Annotated in this window: 20 protein-coding genes and 2 tRNA genes; 12 read left to right on the top strand and 10 right to left on the bottom strand. The window is 44.7% G+C overall.

Annotation, left to right across the window (positions count from 1 at the left end):
- Positions 1-22: 22 nt before the first annotated feature.
- Both folP and glmM read left to right on the top strand, forming a co-directional pair.
- A complete protein-coding gene (gene folP / locus ICN20_RS09595) occupies positions 23-862 on the top strand; it encodes a dihydropteroate synthase (protein WP_216239900.1) in 840 nt (279 codons plus the stop codon).
- A gap of 29 nt (positions 863-891) precedes the next feature.
- Complete coding sequence (gene glmM / locus ICN20_RS09590) at positions 892-2,235, top strand: phosphoglucosamine mutase (protein ID WP_216239898.1); 1,344 nt, start codon at positions 892-894, stop codon at positions 2,233-2,235.
- A 17-nt stretch (positions 2,236-2,252) separates the two neighbouring features.
- Here the strand turns inward: glmM and ICN20_RS09585 are convergent, their stop codons facing one another.
- Entirely contained in the window at positions 2,253-4,349 is a 2,097-nt protein-coding gene (locus ICN20_RS09585; protein WP_255534707.1) for a TonB-dependent receptor, read from the bottom strand.
- A 61-nt stretch (positions 4,350-4,410) separates the two neighbouring features.
- Positions 4,411-4,779: a hypothetical protein gene (locus ICN20_RS09580; protein WP_216239896.1), complete on the bottom strand. Its 369-nt coding sequence runs from the start codon at positions 4,777-4,779 to the stop codon at positions 4,411-4,413.
- A 60-nt stretch (positions 4,780-4,839) separates the two neighbouring features.
- On the opposite strand from ICN20_RS09580, the gene ICN20_RS09575 reads away from it, so the two are divergent.
- From ICN20_RS09575 to ICN20_RS09550, 6 genes are all read left to right on the top strand, one after another.
- A tRNA-Pro gene (locus ICN20_RS09575) sits at positions 4,840-4,916 on the top strand.
- Between the two features lie 37 nt (positions 4,917-4,953).
- Positions 4,954-5,030 (top strand) — tRNA-Arg (locus ICN20_RS09570).
- A 77-nt stretch (positions 5,031-5,107) separates the two neighbouring features.
- Positions 5,108-5,512 carry a hypothetical protein gene (locus tag ICN20_RS09565; RefSeq protein WP_216239894.1) on the top strand — a complete coding sequence of 135 codons (405 nt, stop codon included), beginning with the start codon at positions 5,108-5,110 and terminating at the stop codon, positions 5,510-5,512.
- A 71-nt stretch (positions 5,513-5,583) separates the two neighbouring features.
- On the top strand, positions 5,584-6,267 hold the full coding sequence (locus ICN20_RS09560) for a DUF3313 domain-containing protein (protein WP_216239892.1): 684 nt from the start codon (positions 5,584-5,586) through the stop codon (positions 6,265-6,267).
- 8 nt (positions 6,268-6,275) lie between these two features.
- Entirely contained in the window at positions 6,276-6,539 is a 264-nt protein-coding gene (locus ICN20_RS09555) for an EF-hand domain-containing protein (protein ID WP_216239890.1), read from the top strand.
- A gap of 20 nt (positions 6,540-6,559) precedes the next feature.
- Positions 6,560-7,453, top strand: a complete 894-nt coding sequence (locus ICN20_RS09550) for an alpha/beta fold hydrolase (protein WP_216240423.1) — start codon at positions 6,560-6,562, stop codon at positions 7,451-7,453.
- Between the two features lie 67 nt (positions 7,454-7,520).
- On the opposite strand, the gene ICN20_RS09545 is transcribed toward ICN20_RS09550, so the two are convergent.
- The 4 genes from ICN20_RS09545 to wrbA form a co-directional block, all read right to left on the bottom strand.
- On the bottom strand, positions 7,521-7,706 hold the full coding sequence (locus ICN20_RS09545; RefSeq protein ID WP_015420997.1) for a hypothetical protein: 186 nt from the start codon (positions 7,704-7,706) through the stop codon (positions 7,521-7,523).
- Positions 7,707-7,794: 88 nt separating this feature from the next.
- Positions 7,795-9,210 carry an FAD-binding oxidoreductase gene (locus ICN20_RS09540; protein ID WP_216239887.1) on the bottom strand — a complete coding sequence of 472 codons (1,416 nt, stop codon included), beginning with the start codon at positions 9,208-9,210 and terminating at the stop codon, positions 7,795-7,797.
- A gap of 2 nt (positions 9,211-9,212) precedes the next feature.
- Positions 9,213-9,596, bottom strand: a complete 384-nt coding sequence (locus ICN20_RS09535) for a DUF2069 domain-containing protein (RefSeq protein WP_216239885.1) — start codon at positions 9,594-9,596, stop codon at positions 9,213-9,215.
- Between the two features lie 17 nt (positions 9,597-9,613).
- Positions 9,614-10,222 (bottom strand): NAD(P)H:quinone oxidoreductase, encoded by a 609-nt coding sequence (gene wrbA, locus ICN20_RS09530; protein WP_216239883.1) that lies wholly within the window; start codon positions 10,220-10,222, stop codon positions 9,614-9,616.
- 22 nt (positions 10,223-10,244) lie between these two features.
- Between wrbA and ICN20_RS09525 the strand changes: the two genes are divergently transcribed.
- From ICN20_RS09525 to ICN20_RS09510, 4 genes are all read left to right on the top strand, one after another.
- Entirely contained in the window at positions 10,245-11,093 is an 849-nt protein-coding gene (locus ICN20_RS09525; protein WP_216239876.1) for a YhjD/YihY/BrkB family envelope integrity protein, read from the top strand.
- A gap of 79 nt (positions 11,094-11,172) precedes the next feature.
- Positions 11,173-11,628, top strand: coding sequence for a CBS domain-containing protein (locus ICN20_RS09520; protein ID WP_216239874.1), 456 nt, complete (start codon positions 11,173-11,175; stop codon positions 11,626-11,628).
- A 43-nt stretch (positions 11,629-11,671) separates the two neighbouring features.
- Positions 11,672-12,784, top strand: a complete 1,113-nt coding sequence (gene aroC, locus ICN20_RS09515; RefSeq protein WP_216239872.1) for a chorismate synthase — start codon at positions 11,672-11,674, stop codon at positions 12,782-12,784.
- 12 nt (positions 12,785-12,796) lie between these two features.
- Positions 12,797-13,954 (top strand): MFS transporter, encoded by a 1,158-nt coding sequence (locus tag ICN20_RS09510; RefSeq protein ID WP_216239871.1) that lies wholly within the window; start codon positions 12,797-12,799, stop codon positions 13,952-13,954.
- 15 nt (positions 13,955-13,969) lie between these two features.
- On the opposite strand, the gene ICN20_RS09505 is transcribed toward ICN20_RS09510, so the two are convergent.
- The 4 genes from ICN20_RS09505 to msrB all read right to left on the bottom strand — a co-directional run bounded on the left by ICN20_RS09505 (position 13,970) and on the right by msrB (position 16,105).
- Entirely contained in the window at positions 13,970-14,737 is a 768-nt protein-coding gene (locus ICN20_RS09505) for a peptidylprolyl isomerase (protein WP_255534705.1), read from the bottom strand.
- 74 nt (positions 14,738-14,811) lie between these two features.
- A complete protein-coding gene (locus ICN20_RS09500) occupies positions 14,812-15,096 on the bottom strand; it encodes a BolA family transcriptional regulator (protein WP_216239868.1) in 285 nt (94 codons plus the stop codon).
- Positions 15,093-15,641 (bottom strand): septation protein A, encoded by a 549-nt coding sequence (locus tag ICN20_RS09495; protein WP_216239867.1) that lies wholly within the window; start codon positions 15,639-15,641, stop codon positions 15,093-15,095. Before ICN20_RS09495 ends, ICN20_RS09500 begins: the two co-directional genes overlap by 4 nt.
- 23 nt (positions 15,642-15,664) lie before the next feature.
- Positions 15,665-16,105 carry a peptide-methionine (R)-S-oxide reductase MsrB gene (gene msrB / locus ICN20_RS09490; RefSeq protein ID WP_255534704.1) on the bottom strand — a complete coding sequence of 147 codons (441 nt, stop codon included), beginning with the start codon at positions 16,103-16,105 and terminating at the stop codon, positions 15,665-15,667.
- Positions 16,106-16,110: the final 5 nt, after the last annotated feature.

The following is a 16,110-nucleotide window of genomic DNA, read 5'->3' as shown; positions in this document are numbered from 1 at the left end:
ACCTATTCAAGGTCACATAGATATGCCCACAACTTGGCGTTGTGGGCGTTTTCTTTTTGACTTTAGTAATCGTAAGCGCCCAATTGTGATGGGCATCCTCAATGCCACGCCAGATTCTTTTTCTGATGGCGGTAAATTCAGAACCCCAAAAGATGCGATCGCCCAAGCAGAACGGATGATTGCTGATGGCGTGGATCTCATTGATATTGGCGGCGAGTCAACAAGGCCTGGCGCTGAGCCGGTTGAACTCCAAGAAGAGCTAGATAGAGTGCTCCCGGTAATTGAGGCGCTTAAAGATTGCGGAGTACCTTTATCAATCGATACCTATAAATCCGAAACAATGCGGCAAGCACTCCGGGCTGGTGTAGATTGCGTGAATGATATTTGGGCACTTAGACAGCATGGCTCTATTGATGCTGTATTAGAGGATAAAGATTGCGGCATTGTGCTCATGCATATGCAACGCGATCCGCTCACTATGCAATTTAATCCTGACTATCAGGACGTGATAGTTGATGTGAAGCAGTTTCTAAAAACGCAAGTTGAGTTATTGATTGCTAAGGGTATTGGTAGAGATCGAATCGCTATTGATCCTGGCTTTGGGTTTGGCAAAACCCTAGAGCACAATCTTCAAATGCTGGCCAACTTTGCTCAGTTTTCTTCTTTGGGTGCTCCGGTTCTGGCAGGCATCTCCCGTAAGTCGATGCTAGGAAAAATTACAGGCAAAGATACAAATGAGCGTGTAGCGGCCAGTGTTGCTGCGGCTGTTATGGCGGCTGATCGTGGCGCCAAAATTGTACGGGTTCATGACGTGGTTGAGACGGTAGATGCTCTTAAGCTCTGGGAGGCAGTAAATACTTAGAAACGCATCTAAGTTTTATAATGACATCTATGAAAAAACAATATTTTGGTACTGACGGCATTCGAGGTGAAGTGGGGCAGTTTCCGATTGTTCCGGAATTTATGACCCGCCTAGGTTATGCAGCCGGCAAAGTATTGACGCGTGATGCTAAACCAGGTGAGCGTTGTAAGATTTTGATCGGTAAAGATACCAGGGTTTCAGGTTACTTACTAGAGGCTGCATTAGAGGCTGGTTTTGCTGCTGCTGGAGTAGATGTGATGCTTTGCGGACCCATTCCGACGCCAGGAGTCGCCTATCTCACCAAGGCTTTAAGGCTGTCAGCAGGTCTTGTAATTTCTGCTTCCCATAACCCCTATCAAGATAACGGCATCAAGTTTTTCTCTGCCAAAGGCGATAAGTTATCCGATCAATTTGAGTTGGATATTGAGGCTGAGTTAGAAAAGCCTATGGGGTGTGTGAATTCAAAAGAGCTTGGTAAAGCTTTTCGACTGGATGATGCTGCAGGACGTTACATTGAATTTTGTAAGTCAACTTTTCCAGGGGAGCTTAATCTTAAAGGCTTAAAGCTCGTAGTTGACTGCGCTAATGGCGCTGCGTATCACACTGCACCTCATGTTTTTCATGAGCTAGGCGCCGAAGTAATTTCTATTGGCGTGAGCCCCGATGGTCGAAACATTAATGATGGCTTTGGTGCAACTGCACCCGCGGCTTTAATCGCAAAAGTTAAAGCAGAGAATGCTGATCTAGGTATCGCTCTAGATGGTGATGCCGACCGCCTTCAGATGGTTGATGCTTCTGGACGTCTATTTAACGGCGATGAACTGCTTTATGTACTGGCTAAAGATCGATTAGACCGTGGGCAGAATCTTGGCGGAGTCGTCGGCACTTTAATGACTAATCTTGCAGTAGAAAATGCTATTAAGGATTTGGGTATTGGATTTGAGCGTGCCAACGTTGGTGACCGTTATGTACTTGAGTTACTAAAACTCAATGATTGGATTATTGGCGGCGAAGGTTCGGGGCACTTACTTTGCCTGGACCAACACTCCACAGGAGACGGAACGATTGCAGCTCTTCAAGTGCTTGCGGCAATGAGCCAAAACAAAAAGAGTCTCGCGCAATTATTGGACTCTGTCAAAATTTTCCCGCAAGTTCTCGTGAATGTGAGATTCAAGCCAGGTTACGACTGGAAATCTGATGCTGTTCTAATGAAGCAAATATCAAAGGTAGAGTCTGACCTTGCAAACATTGGCCGTCTCTTAATACGCGCCTCAGGCACCGAGCCCTTATTGCGCGTAATGGTTGAAACTCAAGACGCTGATATTGCGATGAAAGCAGCTAAGAGTATTGCTGATTTAGTGCCAATTGCTTAAGGCGTTACCAAAGGGCACTAAAACGCTGCTCTAATACCAACCATCAAACTCCTGCCGGGCTGAGGTGCATACAACCTGACTGCCATGGGTGATGTGGAGTATCTAATCTCTTCATTTAGCAAATTCTTGAGTATTACGTAACCCGTCCAATTGACTTTACCAATACGCTCTGTGTATGAGAGATTGGCGTTCACTAAGTTATAGCTTGGTGTGGGGCCAATTTCCCAGCTAGCCAATTTATTTTGTTGATAGCTATAAATATAAGTTGCACTGGTTAACCAGCCATTTCGCTGGTAAGCCAATTCCGTCCCTAGACGCGGGGCTGGTTGCAATGGAAGGTTTCCGCCGGCAGTGAACCTCCCTTGAGAGACATCACCAAATAGACGGCCACCAATACCGGTCTCATTCCAGTTGTAAGTGAGCTCAGCTTCTGCGCCCTGAATGGATGCGTTTGCTTGAGAAGCCTGAACAACTGAGAAATTCTGGTTGGCCTGGCTATAGGCGCCAGTGTAGTAACCATATATGAAATTATTAAACTGGTTCTTATAAATACTGGCTTTACTGCGGACCAAACCTATGGTCTTTTGGAAACTCAACTCAAGATTGTGTGAAGTTTCAACACCTAAATTGGAATTTCCAATATCAAAGGTTGCCGTCGAATCATGGGGTCCATATGAGTAAAGCTCTTGGGCTGATGGCGATCTTTGAGAAACTGTGTAAGCAAGGCCCACGCCATAACCTTTGGCCACGTCTAGAAGACCTCCTGCAGAATAGGACATCAGGTTAAATTGACGACTTTGAAGTGAGGGAGGGCCATAAGTGCTTGGCACAAATTCTTGGCTGCTAGCGCTAGGAAACTGGGTACCAGAATTTGGATTTTGACTTGTATAGTTGTATCTAGCGCCAAGACTAGTTTTTAAAAGTCCGTAACGACCTTCTTCAACTAAGAAAAGGGCGCTAGAGTTTGATTTTGTCTGCGGAACTATTGCGTAGTTATTGGTCGATAAATCAGTTGCGTTAAGGGTAGATCCAATAACTTGAACGCCTAAAACCCCTTTGGATCCCAACAATTCTTTATGCGCTAATTCCAGCCTTGCTTCGGTTGCTGTGTTGTTCCATTTAGTAGAAGCAATGCCGTTATTGGTAAATTCAGTATGTTGATAGTTTGTATTTGCAGCGCTAAGCTTTACAGAGCTAAAGCCATCAAAAGGATCATTGGTCTGGTGTGCAATATCGTAGCGATTCTGTGACTGCTGTATAAAACCACCTTCTGAAGTTGGTATCCCGTAGTTATGGTTCATTCGCTCTAAAGAGACGCCGGTATACCCATCCGAACGAACATAACTTGCACCCAAGCCCATACTATTCTGATTGCTAAAAGAGAAGGGCAATTTACCGCTATAAGGAACGTTAACTGGCTGCCCAGGATTAATAGCCCAATTGGCATTTGGGCCACCTTGTTCGGCAAAGCCAGGAATACGATAGTTATTTGAATTACTAATAGCTGAATCAAAATGCAATGCAAGGGGGCCGGCTGGTGCATCGAGCTCTATATTGGCAGTCTTTCCTTGATTCACTGTTTCATAGCTGGTATTGATTGCGCCAGATATTGTGTCAGGCATCGTTGTAACAATTCGATCATTTACGACGTTAATTAAGCCACCGCTTGAGCCAGAACCATATTGCAGGGCAGAAGCACCCCGTAGGATTTCAATCTGGTGGGTATTTTGCATTGGGCTTGCTACTGCATGATCTGCAGAAATGCTGGAGACATCACCAGCAGATAAGCCATTTTGTAAAATTTGAACGCGCGCACCTTCAAGTCCACGAATAACGGGCCTTGATGAGCCTGCACCATAACCAGTTGCAGATACTCCTAATTCGTTTGCTAAAGTTGCGCCGAGTGTTCCGGAGAGTTTGTTTTGCAACTCATCTCCAGCCAATACTTTATTTGGCGATAAAAATCCTTGACCGCCTTCTCGCACACCAGTGACATCGAGTTGCGGCAAAGTTTCAACTTGATTTTGCGACCAAGCGGGGTCGCTTATTAAAAAGGAAATGACTGCCAGTATTGGCAAGTAAGTAAATTGTGTAAGGCGGTAATTCATATTCATCCAAATTCACCAAGTGATGGTGATTCATTAAAACGGGTGCACGCGATGCGGCGCTAATGTTTTAAAGGATGAAAGTTGGGGGAGCGCGGGACTGGTAGTCGCTACCTATTGCATTTCTTAAAAATGGATTGTTTGTATTCTTTTGATCAATTGTGCTTTGGTGAATTAAGTCGGCTTTAGATTGGTCGCTAGTAATAAAGCCGGCAAGCGAAAGCGCATCAAACAAATGGCAGATATCAGAGCTGTGACTAAAACTTTTATCGGCAATAGTTGATTTGCTTGCTTCTAAAGATTGGCCTTGTATGCCCGCATGTGAAATGCTATGGGAAAGGCCTATCCAGTGGGTTCCTAGCAAGCAAAATACCAGCAAGGCCGCTGTCAATGCGGTCTGAATTTGCTTTGTAAATCTGCTTGAAAAATAGGCAACCATGGCACGAATCTTACAGGATTTGCCTGGAATCGCTCTCTCGGTGTAGAATATCGGTTCCGTCGGAGTGTAGCGCAGCCTGGTAGCGCACCTGCTTTGGGAGCAGGGGGTCCAAGGTTCGAATCCTTGTACTCCGACCACTTTCTCTTTGTTTTAAGTTTTCAGTCCCAGTACTCACTGCCTATAGCTCAGCTGGATAGAGCAACGCCCTTCTAAGGCGTAGGTCGCACGTTCGAATCGTGCTGGGCAGGCCAATTTCCCCTTCTCTGGTGTGCCCCATTTAATAGCCATACGCTTATTTTCATCGCTTTCTTTGACTTAGAATGCAGTGATGAATATCAAATTAGTCAGGCTTAGCTATCTAGTGCTTTGCACTCTTTCCCTAGTTTCTGCTTGCTCTGTTGCGCAGCTAGAAGCCCGTCTAGAAGCCAACCCCCAATGTAAAGATATTGTGAACCCAAAAACGGGGGCTTTAATGCCTTGTCCTGGTTCGGATAAAGCGTTTTACAGAGAAGTAGGCTTGGCCCCAGCAAAACCTGTTAACGCCATTAATAATTCAGCATCTTTTACATCAGCAACATCAGGCGGAACTTCTGTAACGACAACCCCATCAAATGCGACAAAGCCAGTATCTTCGAGCTCGAGCTCGGCTAAATCTGCCTCTGCACAAGGTGACTGCAAACCTCAGATTCACAAAAAGACTGGCGGAACATTGCCATGTCCAGCACCAGACTAGCTAGATGTGGGTATGATGACCTTTACTACAGCCAGCCCTTTAACTAAATCAAACAAATACTCGGAATCGCTATGAAAAAAATGCACTTATTGCTGGCCTCTTTAATTGCTGCGCTTACTTTGGCAGCGTGTAGTAATGCGCCTAAGTTAGCGACAGAGTCAATGCCTAGATCAGGATTTTTGCCTGACTACAATCTTTTAGTTCCAATGGCAACTAACGATAAAGATGTGCGTATTTGGAGGTATCGTATTTCTGGCGTAAACCCCGGCGTCTATACATCTGTCATCCTTGATCCGATTTATTTAAATCAGAATGCAACTAAAGATGTGAGTCTTGATGTGATTAATAAAGCCAAGGCTGCCTTACAGGCTTCTATGGTTGAGGCAGTCAATGCGCGCGGAACTATCAGGATTGTTACTCAGCCTGGTCCTGGTGTGGCTCGTATTTCGGTTGGCATTACCGGTGCTGAAAGTTCTACAGATAGTTTGCAACCTTGGAATTTCACGCCAATAGGTTTGGCAATGAATGCAGCTGCTTATGCAGGTGGTGTGAACTCTAAGACTCCAGCTCTTTTGGTGGAAAGTAAGATTACGGATAGCCAATCAAAACAATTGCTAGGCGAGGGCCTTATCACTGTTCAAGGCGAGTCATTTAGAACCAATTCGGGATCTGCTGATTCATTTGTTGCAATGGCCAAGAAAGTAGTTCGCTCCGCATTGGAGACATCAGCAAACCCAACACCAACAGGCAAATAAGAAATTCTATGAAATTACTTTCTAAGCTCATTATCCTTGTTGGCTTAAATTCGCTTATGCTTGTTCCGCTCATTGCCTTTGCAGATGATGCTTCACGCGATAAAGAGATTGCCGAGCGTTTTGCTAAATGCGACACTAATCGCGATGGCAAGTTGACTAAGGAAGAGGCTAAAGGATGTATGCCCAGGATCTATGACCACTTTAGTTACATCGACTCTACAAATAAAGGATATGTGACTGTGGCTGAAATTCAGGCTATGGCCAACAGATAGTCTTTTTTACTGAGCGAATGATGACTGTTTCTTTTCCTGGTTTTCAATCTAAAACGTTTTCTACCGAATCTGAAGATGGGTCCATTGAGATCTCCTATCTTATAGGCGGCAATGGTCCTCCATTACTTTTGCTCCATGGATTTCCGCAAACCAAGGCAATCTGGAGTTTGGTGGCTCCAGAGTTGGCAAAACAATTCACAGTTGTGGCTGCAGATCTTCGTGGTTATGGTGCCTCATCTAAGCCTCACGGAAAACCAGACCACTCTACGTATTCAAAAAGATCTATGGCGGCAGATCAGCAATCTTTAATGATGAGCCTAGGTTTCGATCAATTCTTCTTGCTGGGTCACGATAGAGGTGGAAGAGTTTCTCATCGCCTAGCAATGGACTTTCCTGAAAGTGTCTTGCGTTTAATGGTGTTGGATATTTCACCAACATTTCAGATGTATGAGAACACCACGATGGAGTTTGCGAAAGGTTATTGGCATTGGTTCTTCTTGATCCAACCTGAACCAGTCCCTGAAACATTGATTGGCGCCAATCCTGAATTTTGGCTCAAAAATCATATGGGCCGGCATGCGGGAACGGGGATATTTACACCTGAGCGATGGGCCGAATACTTATCTGGAGCTAGTAACCCTCTAAGCATGCATGCGATGTGCGAGGACTATCGTGCAGCCTCAACAATTGACCTCATTCATGATCGAGCAGATCGCATGTCTGGCAAGAAATTGAAGGTGCCTCTAAAAGTGCTTTGGGGCGAGCATGGCTTGGTAAATAAATGCTTTAAGCCAATAGATGACTGGAAAGAAGTTTCTACAGAGGTCTCTGGAAGGGCGGTTCCTAGCGGACACTACATCCCCGAAGAGCTTCCAGAGCTGCTGATAGCAGAGGCTAAGGAATTTTTTAGCTAAACCTGCTGTTTTATTGCGGATAAAACAAAAAACCCTAAATAAATCAATTATTTAGGGTTTTTAACTATCACTCAGGGTGAAAATTGTTGCTAGCCATGAAGCTAATGGTGCGCTCAAAGCCTAAGATGCGAATGTAACGCCAAGCAATATCACGATATTTGCTATCTAAATAGCCAATAGCCACTTCAGGCGTCCTTTTGGACAAGTCGATCTGTTGAATTGCGCGGGCCCAACGTTTGAGTCTTGTTGACATATTTGCCACCTCCATGAGCATACAACGCATGGAAATAGAGCAGAGATGACACAAATTACAAAATAATTACAAAAAACGATTGATTTACTTAAATTGAGACGACTTTATGGGGGTTGAGTATGTTTTGGGGGTCTAGAGCTCTTTTTAAGGCCCTCATGAGGTCGTGGGCTACTTCCCCCTTATGAGCCCTAAGGCCATCCAATTTAAGCTGCCCAACCCCATGCTCTGCCGATATTGACCCATTGCATCGCTCTACCTGAGCATAGACAAGCTCGTGAATCGGCTTTTCATAACTTTCATTAAAGATCTTGGCATCTACACCTGGGGGCGGGGCGATGTTGTAGTGCAGATTTCCATCACCTAAATGGCCAAAATTAATGATTCTCACGCCCGGATATTGACTTCTCATCAATGCATCCGTTTCTTCGATAAAACTATCCAGGGACGAGAGTGGGATGGTGATGTCGTGTTTTAGATTGGCACCTTCTTCTGCCTGCGCCAGTGTGATGTGTTCGCGCATATGCCAAAAAGCATTTGCCTGACTTAAATTGCTAGCAATTACAGCGTCGTTAATCAGCTTGGATTCAAAAGCTTCTTCCAAAATTACTTCAAGAAGTTGTCTAACGTGATTCTCGCTTTCGTGGTCTGACAGTTCAATCAGAATCGTAAAGGGCGGCTTTCCCTGTAGAGGATTTGCCATTTGCGGAAAGTGCTTTTCATTCAGTTCTAAAGACTCTTGGGTCATCATTTCAAAACCGGTCAATAAAGAAGTTGCACGTCTTTGAAATAAATTTAAGAGAGCAATAGAAGAGGAAACAGACTCACATGCAACTAACGTAGTCCATTGTGATATCGGCAATGGATATAACTTCATAACTGCAGCAGTAATGATTCCAAGAGTTCCTTCAGATCCAACAAATAAGTCGCGTAAATCGTAACCAGTGTTATCTTTGCGCAATCCTTTGAGGCCATTCCAGATTTCACCTTTGGCTGTTACCACCTCCAAACCCAAGCAAAGGTCTCGTGCATTGCCATAGCGGAGAACATTTGTACCTCCCGCATTGGTAGCCAAGTTTCCCCCAATCATGCAGCTACCTTCGGCACCCAGACTGAGCGGAAATAAAAAGCCTTGTTCAGCTGCTTTTTCTTGTGCCGTTTGCAAAATACATCCTGCTTCGAGCGTCATAGTTTGATTGGCAACATCGATCTCACGAACTTGATTCATGCGCTTGAAATTCAGTATCACTTGATTGCCACTGTTATCAGGCGTAGCTCCACCACAAAAGCCGGTATGACCGCCTTGAGGAACTATAGAAATTTGATTCTGGGCGCAGAGCTTGACGATATTGGACACTTCTGAACTGTTGGATGGCAACAGAACTGCTGATGCTTTTCCGGTATAGCGTTTGCGCCAGTCAGTTAAGTAGGGCGCTTTATCCTCATCTGTGATGAGAATATATTTTGGATCCAAAACTACAGAAAGTTGATTGATGAAGTTTTTCATGCTTACTCTGCCGAGAGCTTCTTTAAGGCCTTAGCCTCTTTTTTGATTGGCTTCAAATACATTAGCAAGCAGATGAAGCCTATTGTTGAGAGAAGGGTTTCGAGAGCTGCAAGCCAAAAGTTTGCACCTGTCTCCAGAATGCGAACCAAGCCTTCAAGTGCATAAAGCAAAATCAACATTGAGGCCCACTGCATTGTGTAAACCTTCCCTTTCCATATCCCTGGAATAGCAAATAGCAAAGGTATTCCTTTAAGAATCAACCAAGATCCGCCAGGACGTAAGGGTGAAATGAACCACTCCCAGCAGACGCATAGAATAAATAAATCAATAAAGGCAGCTGTAGCTATGAGTTGGTAAGGATTTTTTTCTAGAATCTTTTTAATCATGATGAACGCTAAATGCATTACCTTTTGTTTAGATGGAGCGCTAATGCAGTTTCTGCTAGACGCTTACCTTGGGCTTTCGCTAGACGCTGCTCTTCTGGGCTAATAGGTGCTCGTCCATCCGCATGGGCAAGATGAGTCACTCCATAAGGACTACCGCCTGTATTGGAAGACATCAGATCGGGTTCGCTATACGGGATGCCCATCAGAAACATACCATGATGAAGCAGGGGAATCATCATGGTTAAAAGGGTGCTTTCTTGCCCGCCATGCATGCTGCCGGTACTTGTAAAGACGCAAGCAGGTTTTCCTATCAGAGCGCCATTGAGCCACTCAGAAGAACTGCCATCCCAAAAATATTTCATTGGAGCGGCCATATTGCCAAAGCGGGTTGGGGAGCCTAATGCAAGGCCAATGCATTCTTGCAAATCGGAATATTCAGCATATGGAGCGCCATCTTGAGGTATGGCAGCCTCCGTAGCTTCGCAAACAGCAGATATAGGCGGAACGGTTCTCAAGCGTGCATTGGCCCCAGGAACGCTTTCAACGCCCTCAGCAATCAGGCGCGCCAAATCCTTGGTTGCACCATAACGGGAGTAGTACAAAACTAAAATATCGTGTTGGCTCATATTGATCTCTTATGATACGGCGATGCGCATTATTCGTAACCCCCAATTATGGCTCTCTCTGGCTAAAGAGATCTGGGAGCGTAATCGGGGTCAAAATTTGAAGCAAATTGCAGCCAGCTTAGCTTTTACGACCACTTTATCGATGGTTCCCATGGTAACAATTGCCACCATCTTGATTGGCTATCTTCCAAGCGTCATCCAAATCAAAAATGCCTTTAAGGCATGGCTTTTGGATACCTACATGCCAGGCGGCATAAATCAGCAGGTCTTCATATATTTGGATCAATTCTCCTCCCAGGCAAGAGGTTTAACTTTCGTGGGTTTGGCTGGCCTAATCATCACAACCATCATGACGCTAGCAGTGATTGAGGGCGCCTTCAATCAAATATTTAAGGTCACTACAAGTCGACCTTTATATAAGAAGGTTGCGATTTATAGCGCGGCGACAATCTTGGGGCCAATACTTTTGGGTGTTGGCATCTATCTAAGTGGAGTGTTGTTTAGCGCTTCAGAAGGCTGGATTAGTGCCGTATCCTTTGGTTTTCAATTGGTGGCAACGATTGCTCCAATCTGCTTAGCCATTCTTGTTTATGCCGTGGTCTACAAAATCCTTCCATATGCAAAGATTTTATGGCGCGATGCGTTTGCCGGTGCTCTAGTTGCAGCGCTAGCCTTTGAGTTAATGAAATTCGGTTTTGCTATTTTTTTAAGCCATACCGCCTTCTACAAAACAGTTTATGGCGCTTTTGCCATCTTCCCTCTGGGATTAATGTGGATCTACTTAACCTGGTGGATTACCTTGACCGGAGCAGTCCTAGTGGCCAATTTGCCGGATATCCGCAGCGGTGTCATTAGGGTTATTCGTTACTAAAAGTTCAATCCAGGCTATTGATTCATAGAGGTCTTGAGTCTATATTGGGGTCATAAATGCTTTGTTTTACGGAGACCAAATGAAAGTTCGCGACATATTACGCGTTAAGGGAAGCACCCTTTTTACAGTAGCCCCTGATACCGCGCTGCAAACGGCAGTTCTTGTGATGAGTGAGCACGACATCGGTTCTCTAGTTGTTATGGAGTATGACAAGCTGGTTGGCATTCTGACTTTCCGTGAAGTTATCGCCGCCTTAGCCAAACATCACGGCAAGCTAGAGGGCCTTCAGGTCAGTTCAGTAATGAATCAAAAGCCTTTGACGTGCAATATGGAAACCGAGATTGATGAAGTCCGCCGCATGATGTTGGTTGACCACGCCCGTTATTTACCGGTAGTGGACCAAAAAATGCTGATGGGTGTTATTTCTTTCTACGACGTTGCAAAATCGGTGGTAGAGGCTCAAGACTTTGAAAATACAATGCTCAAGGCCTACATCCGCGATTGGCCGGAAGATACCGAAAAAGCCGCTTCTTAGGCCGTTCTAGCCATCATTTGCTGACCAATGACATAATGTTGGTATGTCAGGAAATACTTTAGGCCTCCTTTTTACTGTTACCACTTTTGGTGAATCCCACGGTCCAGCAATCGGCGCCGTAGTCGATGGCTGCCCGCCAGGCATGCAATTGTCTGAAGCTGATATCCAGCTTGATTTGGATCGCCGTAAACCTGGCACCTCGCGTCACGTTACGCAGCGCAAGGAAGAAGATAGGGTAGAGATTCTTTCCGGAGTATTTGAAGGCAAGACGACTGGAACGCCTATTGCACTGCTGATTCGTAATACCGATCAACGTAGTCAAGACTACGGCGATATATTGCAAACGTTCCGGCCAGGTCACGCTGACTATGCATACCAAAATAAATATGGAATTCGTGATCCACGTGGTGGTGGCCGCTCATCTGCTCGTTTAACAGCTCCTGTTGTTGCAGCCGCAGCGATTGCAAAAAAATGGCTACACGAGAAATATGGCACAGAGTTTTATGGCTACATGAGCCAATTGGGCAAGCTTGAAATTCCTTTTAAAGATGAATCTCATATTGAACAAAACCCATTCTTTGCTGCAAACGCGGAAATCATTCCTCAGCTAGAAAGCTACATGGATGAATTACGTAAAGCAGGGGATTCTTGTGGGGCCCGTATCGAGGTTCGAGCTCGCAATGTTCCTGCCGGATTAGGTGAGCCTTTGTTTGATAAGCTGGATGCCGATATTGCACATGCCATGATGGGTATCAATGCAGTTAAAGGGGTGGAGATTGGGGCCGGCTTTAAATCGGTAGCGCAACGTGGCAGCGAGCATGGTGATGAACTTCATCCTGATGGCTTTGCTTCGAATAACTCAGGGGGCACCCTTGGTGGCATTAGCAGTGGTCAAGATTTACGCGTCTCAATAGCCATCAAACCAACCTCGAGCATCATGAGCCCAAAGCAGTCCATTGATCTGGACGGAAAACCTATTACCGTTCAGACCAAGGGTCGACATGATCCTTGTGTTGGTATTCGCGCTACTCCGATAGCTGAAGCTATGTTGGCGCTTGTTGTAATGGACCACGCCTTACGTCATCGCGCTCAGTGCGCCGATGTGCCTGAGTCAGCCTCCATTCCAGCGGCTCAACCTAGTGCTTACCGCGATTAACTAGGTTATTAGATGACGCCTTTGCTTCGCTGGGCCTTCGGGTCCTTTTTCTTTTTATATTTCGCTTATGTTGGATTGGTGTCTCCATACGCCAGCCTCTTTTTTTTAGACAGAGGTTTTAACGTCATTGAGATTGCTGCATTGATGTCTATGTTGCAGATAACCAGAATTATTGGGCCATTTTCTTGGGGTTGGCTATCAGACTATCTTTCTAATCGCATTAGCATTATCCGATTCTGCGCCTGTCTTGCTGCAGCTGTTTTCTTATGCATCTATTTTCTGCAAAGTTATATTGGCTTTTTTATCTGGATGTTTGTATTACATACCATCCTCAGCAGCTTAATGCCGCTTGGTGAATCTGCTACGATTCATGCGCTTTATAAAGATAACTCTTTCGATAAACACTATGGTCGTTTACGCCTTTGGGGCTCCATTGGTTTTATTGTTATGGTTCTTGCTGCGGGCGAATTATTTCAGAGAAAGTCTATTGAACTTTATCCGATTGTAGGTAGCATTGTTTTGCTAACTTTAGCCTTTATTACTTTTTGCTTGCACGAGCCAAAGATGGAGCGTCGCAAAATGGTGAAGGGTGAGCTTATGGTTGTGCTCTTTAATCCAGATGTGCGTTGGTTCTTATTATCTGGATTCTTTATGATCTTTGCGCATGCTGCTTTGTACGTTTTCTATTCTTTATATCTTGCTGATCTAGGCTACGATAAATTTCAGATTGGCCTCTTTTGGGCTTTAGGTGTCATGGCTGAAGTCATTTTCTTTTACTTTCAGAGCAGAGTTCTGAGTAAGTTGGATGCAGAGGTCATATTGCAGGCCGCTTTTGGAGTGGGCGTGGTGCGTTTTGTTTTAATTGCTTTTTTACCAATTACTTCCGTATTAATTGTGGCGCAACTCATGCATGCCGGTACGTTTGCCGCCCACCATAGTGCGGCTACAAAGCTTCTTCAACGTTGGTTCACCGGGCCCTTGCAAGCCAGAGGTCAGGCTTTAATGGCTACCATTTCATATGGCCTAGGTGGTACGCTTGGTGGATTATGTGCTGGCTGGATATGGGAAGCATCCCAACCAAGAGATGTCTTCGTAATGTCAGCATTTGCATGCGGACTGGCGGGGATGGCAATCCAAAAACTAAGACCGCGACGTTATCCCGCCAGATAAAACCTTTATTCCTTCTTATTGAATCTTTGCCTTAGCACGCAGTTTTTGCATCATTTCAGAGAACTTCGCTTTTTGCCAGTTCTTGTCAGACATGATCATTTGCTTTAATTGATCCTTCAACTCTTCCATGCTTGGGGCTTTAACATCACGTGAATCAATCATTTTGATGATGTGCCAGCCAAACTGCGATTTCACAGGCTTATCAGTGATTTGCCCATTCTTCAGCTGAACCATTGCCTTGGAGAACTCTGGAACCAGTGCTTTATCGCTAACCCAGCCAAGATCACCACCATTTTTGGCTGAACCAGGATCAAGTGATTTTGCTTTTGCGATATCTTCAAAGTTTGCGCCAGCCTTTAGTTGTGCGGTAATCGCCTTGGCATCAGACTCTTTTTCTACCAAGATATGTTCTACGTGATATTCCTTGCCTGTGTATTGCGCCTTAACTGATTCATAGGCAGCTTTTAGGTCGGCCTCTGCAACACCTTCTTTTTCAACATAGTCTTCAAATACAGCGGCAATCAAAACACCCATTCGCGCTTGTTCAAGTTGCTCGCGAACCATTTCTTTTTGTATCACTCCACGCTTGTCAGCCTCTTGCAAAACTAATTCGCGCGTTACCAGCATCTCACGAGCTTGATCGCGCACTTGTGGGTTATCGGGTTGACCGGAGCGTTGCACCAGCTTATCTAATTGCGCTTTTGGAATAGATTTTCCATTCACGATTACCGCATTTTGCGCCATCACATTTGCAGAGAAAATCGCAGCGCTAAGAATGCTCATTGAGAAAATTTGACGTTTATTGAACATGGTAATTAAATAATTAAATAAAAAGATGGGTTTATTTTAAGGTAGACCTAGTTAATCACTTCATCAGGGGCTAGAGCATTAATAGTAAGGGCATGTATTTCTTTAGGGATATGCCTATTTAAGGCTGCGTAAATAGCGCGATGACGGGCAACTAGGTTCAAACCCTTAAATTCTGGGGCGACTATTTCTAAGCGAAAGTGGCCTCCGCCACTGGCTGCGCCAGCATGACCGGCATGAAGATGGCTTTCGTCCACAATTTTTAAGACATGAACTTGAAAAGATTTACGAAGGTCTTCGTCAAATGCGGCTATGCGTTCCTGATTAATACTCATTCGACTGGATGCTCCATATGCTTTGAGAGCCAAATTCCCTGAGCAATGACAAATACCAATAACAAGCCTGTGCTGCCAAATAATTTAAAGTTAACCCAGGTTTCTTCAGAATATTCGAATGCTATATATAGATTGAGCGCACCCATAAAGAAAAAGAAAATAGCCCAAGCCATGTTTAGACTATGCCAAGCAGTATTGGCACTTTTCTCTTTAAGGGTTACCTGCTTGCCCATCAACACTTTTATCCAGTTTTTTTGGAAGAACTGAGCGCTAATAAAAAGAGCGCCTGAAAAGAGCCAATACAAGGCAGTTGGCTTTAGTTGAATAAATGTTTTGTCATGCAAGAAGATGGTGAGGCTACCAAAAACAAGAATCATTACCAGGCTTACCCATTGCATTGCGTCAATTTTGCGATGGCGATAGTAAACCCATAGGATTTGACCGATGGTTGCGACCATGGCAACTATGGTTGCGGTATAGATATCGCCAAACTTAAAGGCGATAAAAAACAAGATAATGGGGAACAGGTCAAATAAGAATTTCATAAAGAGATTATCCAGCTATTTACTTATTTCTCTGTTTTTGTCGGTATGGCATTGGTTCCGGGCTCAAAACTCAGAGACGCGGAGTTTATGCAGTAACGCAGTCCAGTCGGCTTAGGCCCATCTTCAAATACATGTCCTAAATGCGCATCGCAATTGGCGCATCGGACTTCTGTCCGAACCATGCCATGAGTGGTATCTCGAATTTCTTTAATAGCGGATTCAACTTCTGGAGCGTTATAACTAGGCCACCCACATCCTGCATCAAACTTAGTCTCCGAGAGAAATAACGGGGTATCACAGCAAATGCACTTATATCGCCCTTTGTCCCAATGATCCCAATACTTGCCAGTAAAAGGGCGCTCTGTTGCGGCCTCACGTGTAACGCGATACTCAATGTCGCTCAATGACAGTTTGTAATCTTGATCTGTTTTCTTCATATTTACCTCAGGAAAAATTTCGCTCATCTAGA

It is taken from the genome of Polynucleobacter sp. JS-Polo-80-F4 (assembly GCF_018881965.1).
Lineage (GTDB): Bacteria > Pseudomonadota > Gammaproteobacteria > Burkholderiales > Burkholderiaceae > Polynucleobacter.
The sequence above is the reverse complement of the archived record's forward strand: the minus strand, read 5'-3'. Positions and strand labels throughout refer to the sequence as shown.

Coding starts and splice junctions, on each gene's coding strand:
- folP (WP_216239900.1), top strand. CDS start 23: ATGCCCACAACTTGGCGTTGTGGGCGTTTTCTTTTTGACTTTAGTAAT.
- glmM (WP_216239898.1), top strand. CDS start 892: ATGAAAAAACAATATTTTGGTACTGACGGCATTCGAGGTGAAGTGGGG.
- ICN20_RS09585 (WP_255534707.1), bottom strand. CDS start 4,349: ATGAATATGAATTACCGCCTTACACAATTTACTTACTTGCCAATACTG.
- ICN20_RS09580 (WP_216239896.1), bottom strand. CDS start 4,779: ATGGTTGCCTATTTTTCAAGCAGATTTACAAAGCAAATTCAGACCGCA.
- ICN20_RS09565 (WP_216239894.1), top strand. CDS start 5,108: ATGAATATCAAATTAGTCAGGCTTAGCTATCTAGTGCTTTGCACTCTT.
- ICN20_RS09560 (WP_216239892.1), top strand. CDS start 5,584: ATGAAAAAAATGCACTTATTGCTGGCCTCTTTAATTGCTGCGCTTACT.
- ICN20_RS09555 (WP_216239890.1), top strand. CDS start 6,276: ATGAAATTACTTTCTAAGCTCATTATCCTTGTTGGCTTAAATTCGCTT.
- ICN20_RS09550 (WP_216240423.1), top strand. CDS start 6,560: ATGACTGTTTCTTTTCCTGGTTTTCAATCTAAAACGTTTTCTACCGAA.
- ICN20_RS09545 (WP_015420997.1), bottom strand. CDS start 7,706: ATGTCAACAAGACTCAAACGTTGGGCCCGCGCAATTCAACAGATCGAC.
- ICN20_RS09540 (WP_216239887.1), bottom strand. CDS start 9,210: ATGAAAAACTTCATCAATCAACTTTCTGTAGTTTTGGATCCAAAATAT.
- ICN20_RS09535 (WP_216239885.1), bottom strand. CDS start 9,596: ATGATTAAAAAGATTCTAGAAAAAAATCCTTACCAACTCATAGCTACA.
- wrbA (WP_216239883.1), bottom strand. CDS start 10,222: ATGAGCCAACACGATATTTTAGTTTTGTACTACTCCCGTTATGGTGCA.
- ICN20_RS09525 (WP_216239876.1), top strand. CDS start 10,245: ATGCGCATTATTCGTAACCCCCAATTATGGCTCTCTCTGGCTAAAGAG.
- ICN20_RS09520 (WP_216239874.1), top strand. CDS start 11,173: ATGAAAGTTCGCGACATATTACGCGTTAAGGGAAGCACCCTTTTTACA.
- aroC (WP_216239872.1), top strand. CDS start 11,672: ATGTCAGGAAATACTTTAGGCCTCCTTTTTACTGTTACCACTTTTGGT.
- ICN20_RS09510 (WP_216239871.1), top strand. CDS start 12,797: ATGACGCCTTTGCTTCGCTGGGCCTTCGGGTCCTTTTTCTTTTTATAT.
- ICN20_RS09505 (WP_255534705.1), bottom strand. CDS start 14,737: ATGAGCATTCTTAGCGCTGCGATTTTCTCTGCAAATGTGATGGCGCAA.
- ICN20_RS09500 (WP_216239868.1), bottom strand. CDS start 15,096: ATGAGTATTAATCAGGAACGCATAGCCGCATTTGACGAAGACCTTCGT.
- ICN20_RS09495 (WP_216239867.1), bottom strand. CDS start 15,641: ATGAAATTCTTATTTGACCTGTTCCCCATTATCTTGTTTTTTATCGCC.
- msrB (WP_255534704.1), bottom strand. CDS start 16,105: ATGAGCGAAATTTTTCCTGAGGTAAATATGAAGAAAACAGATCAAGAT.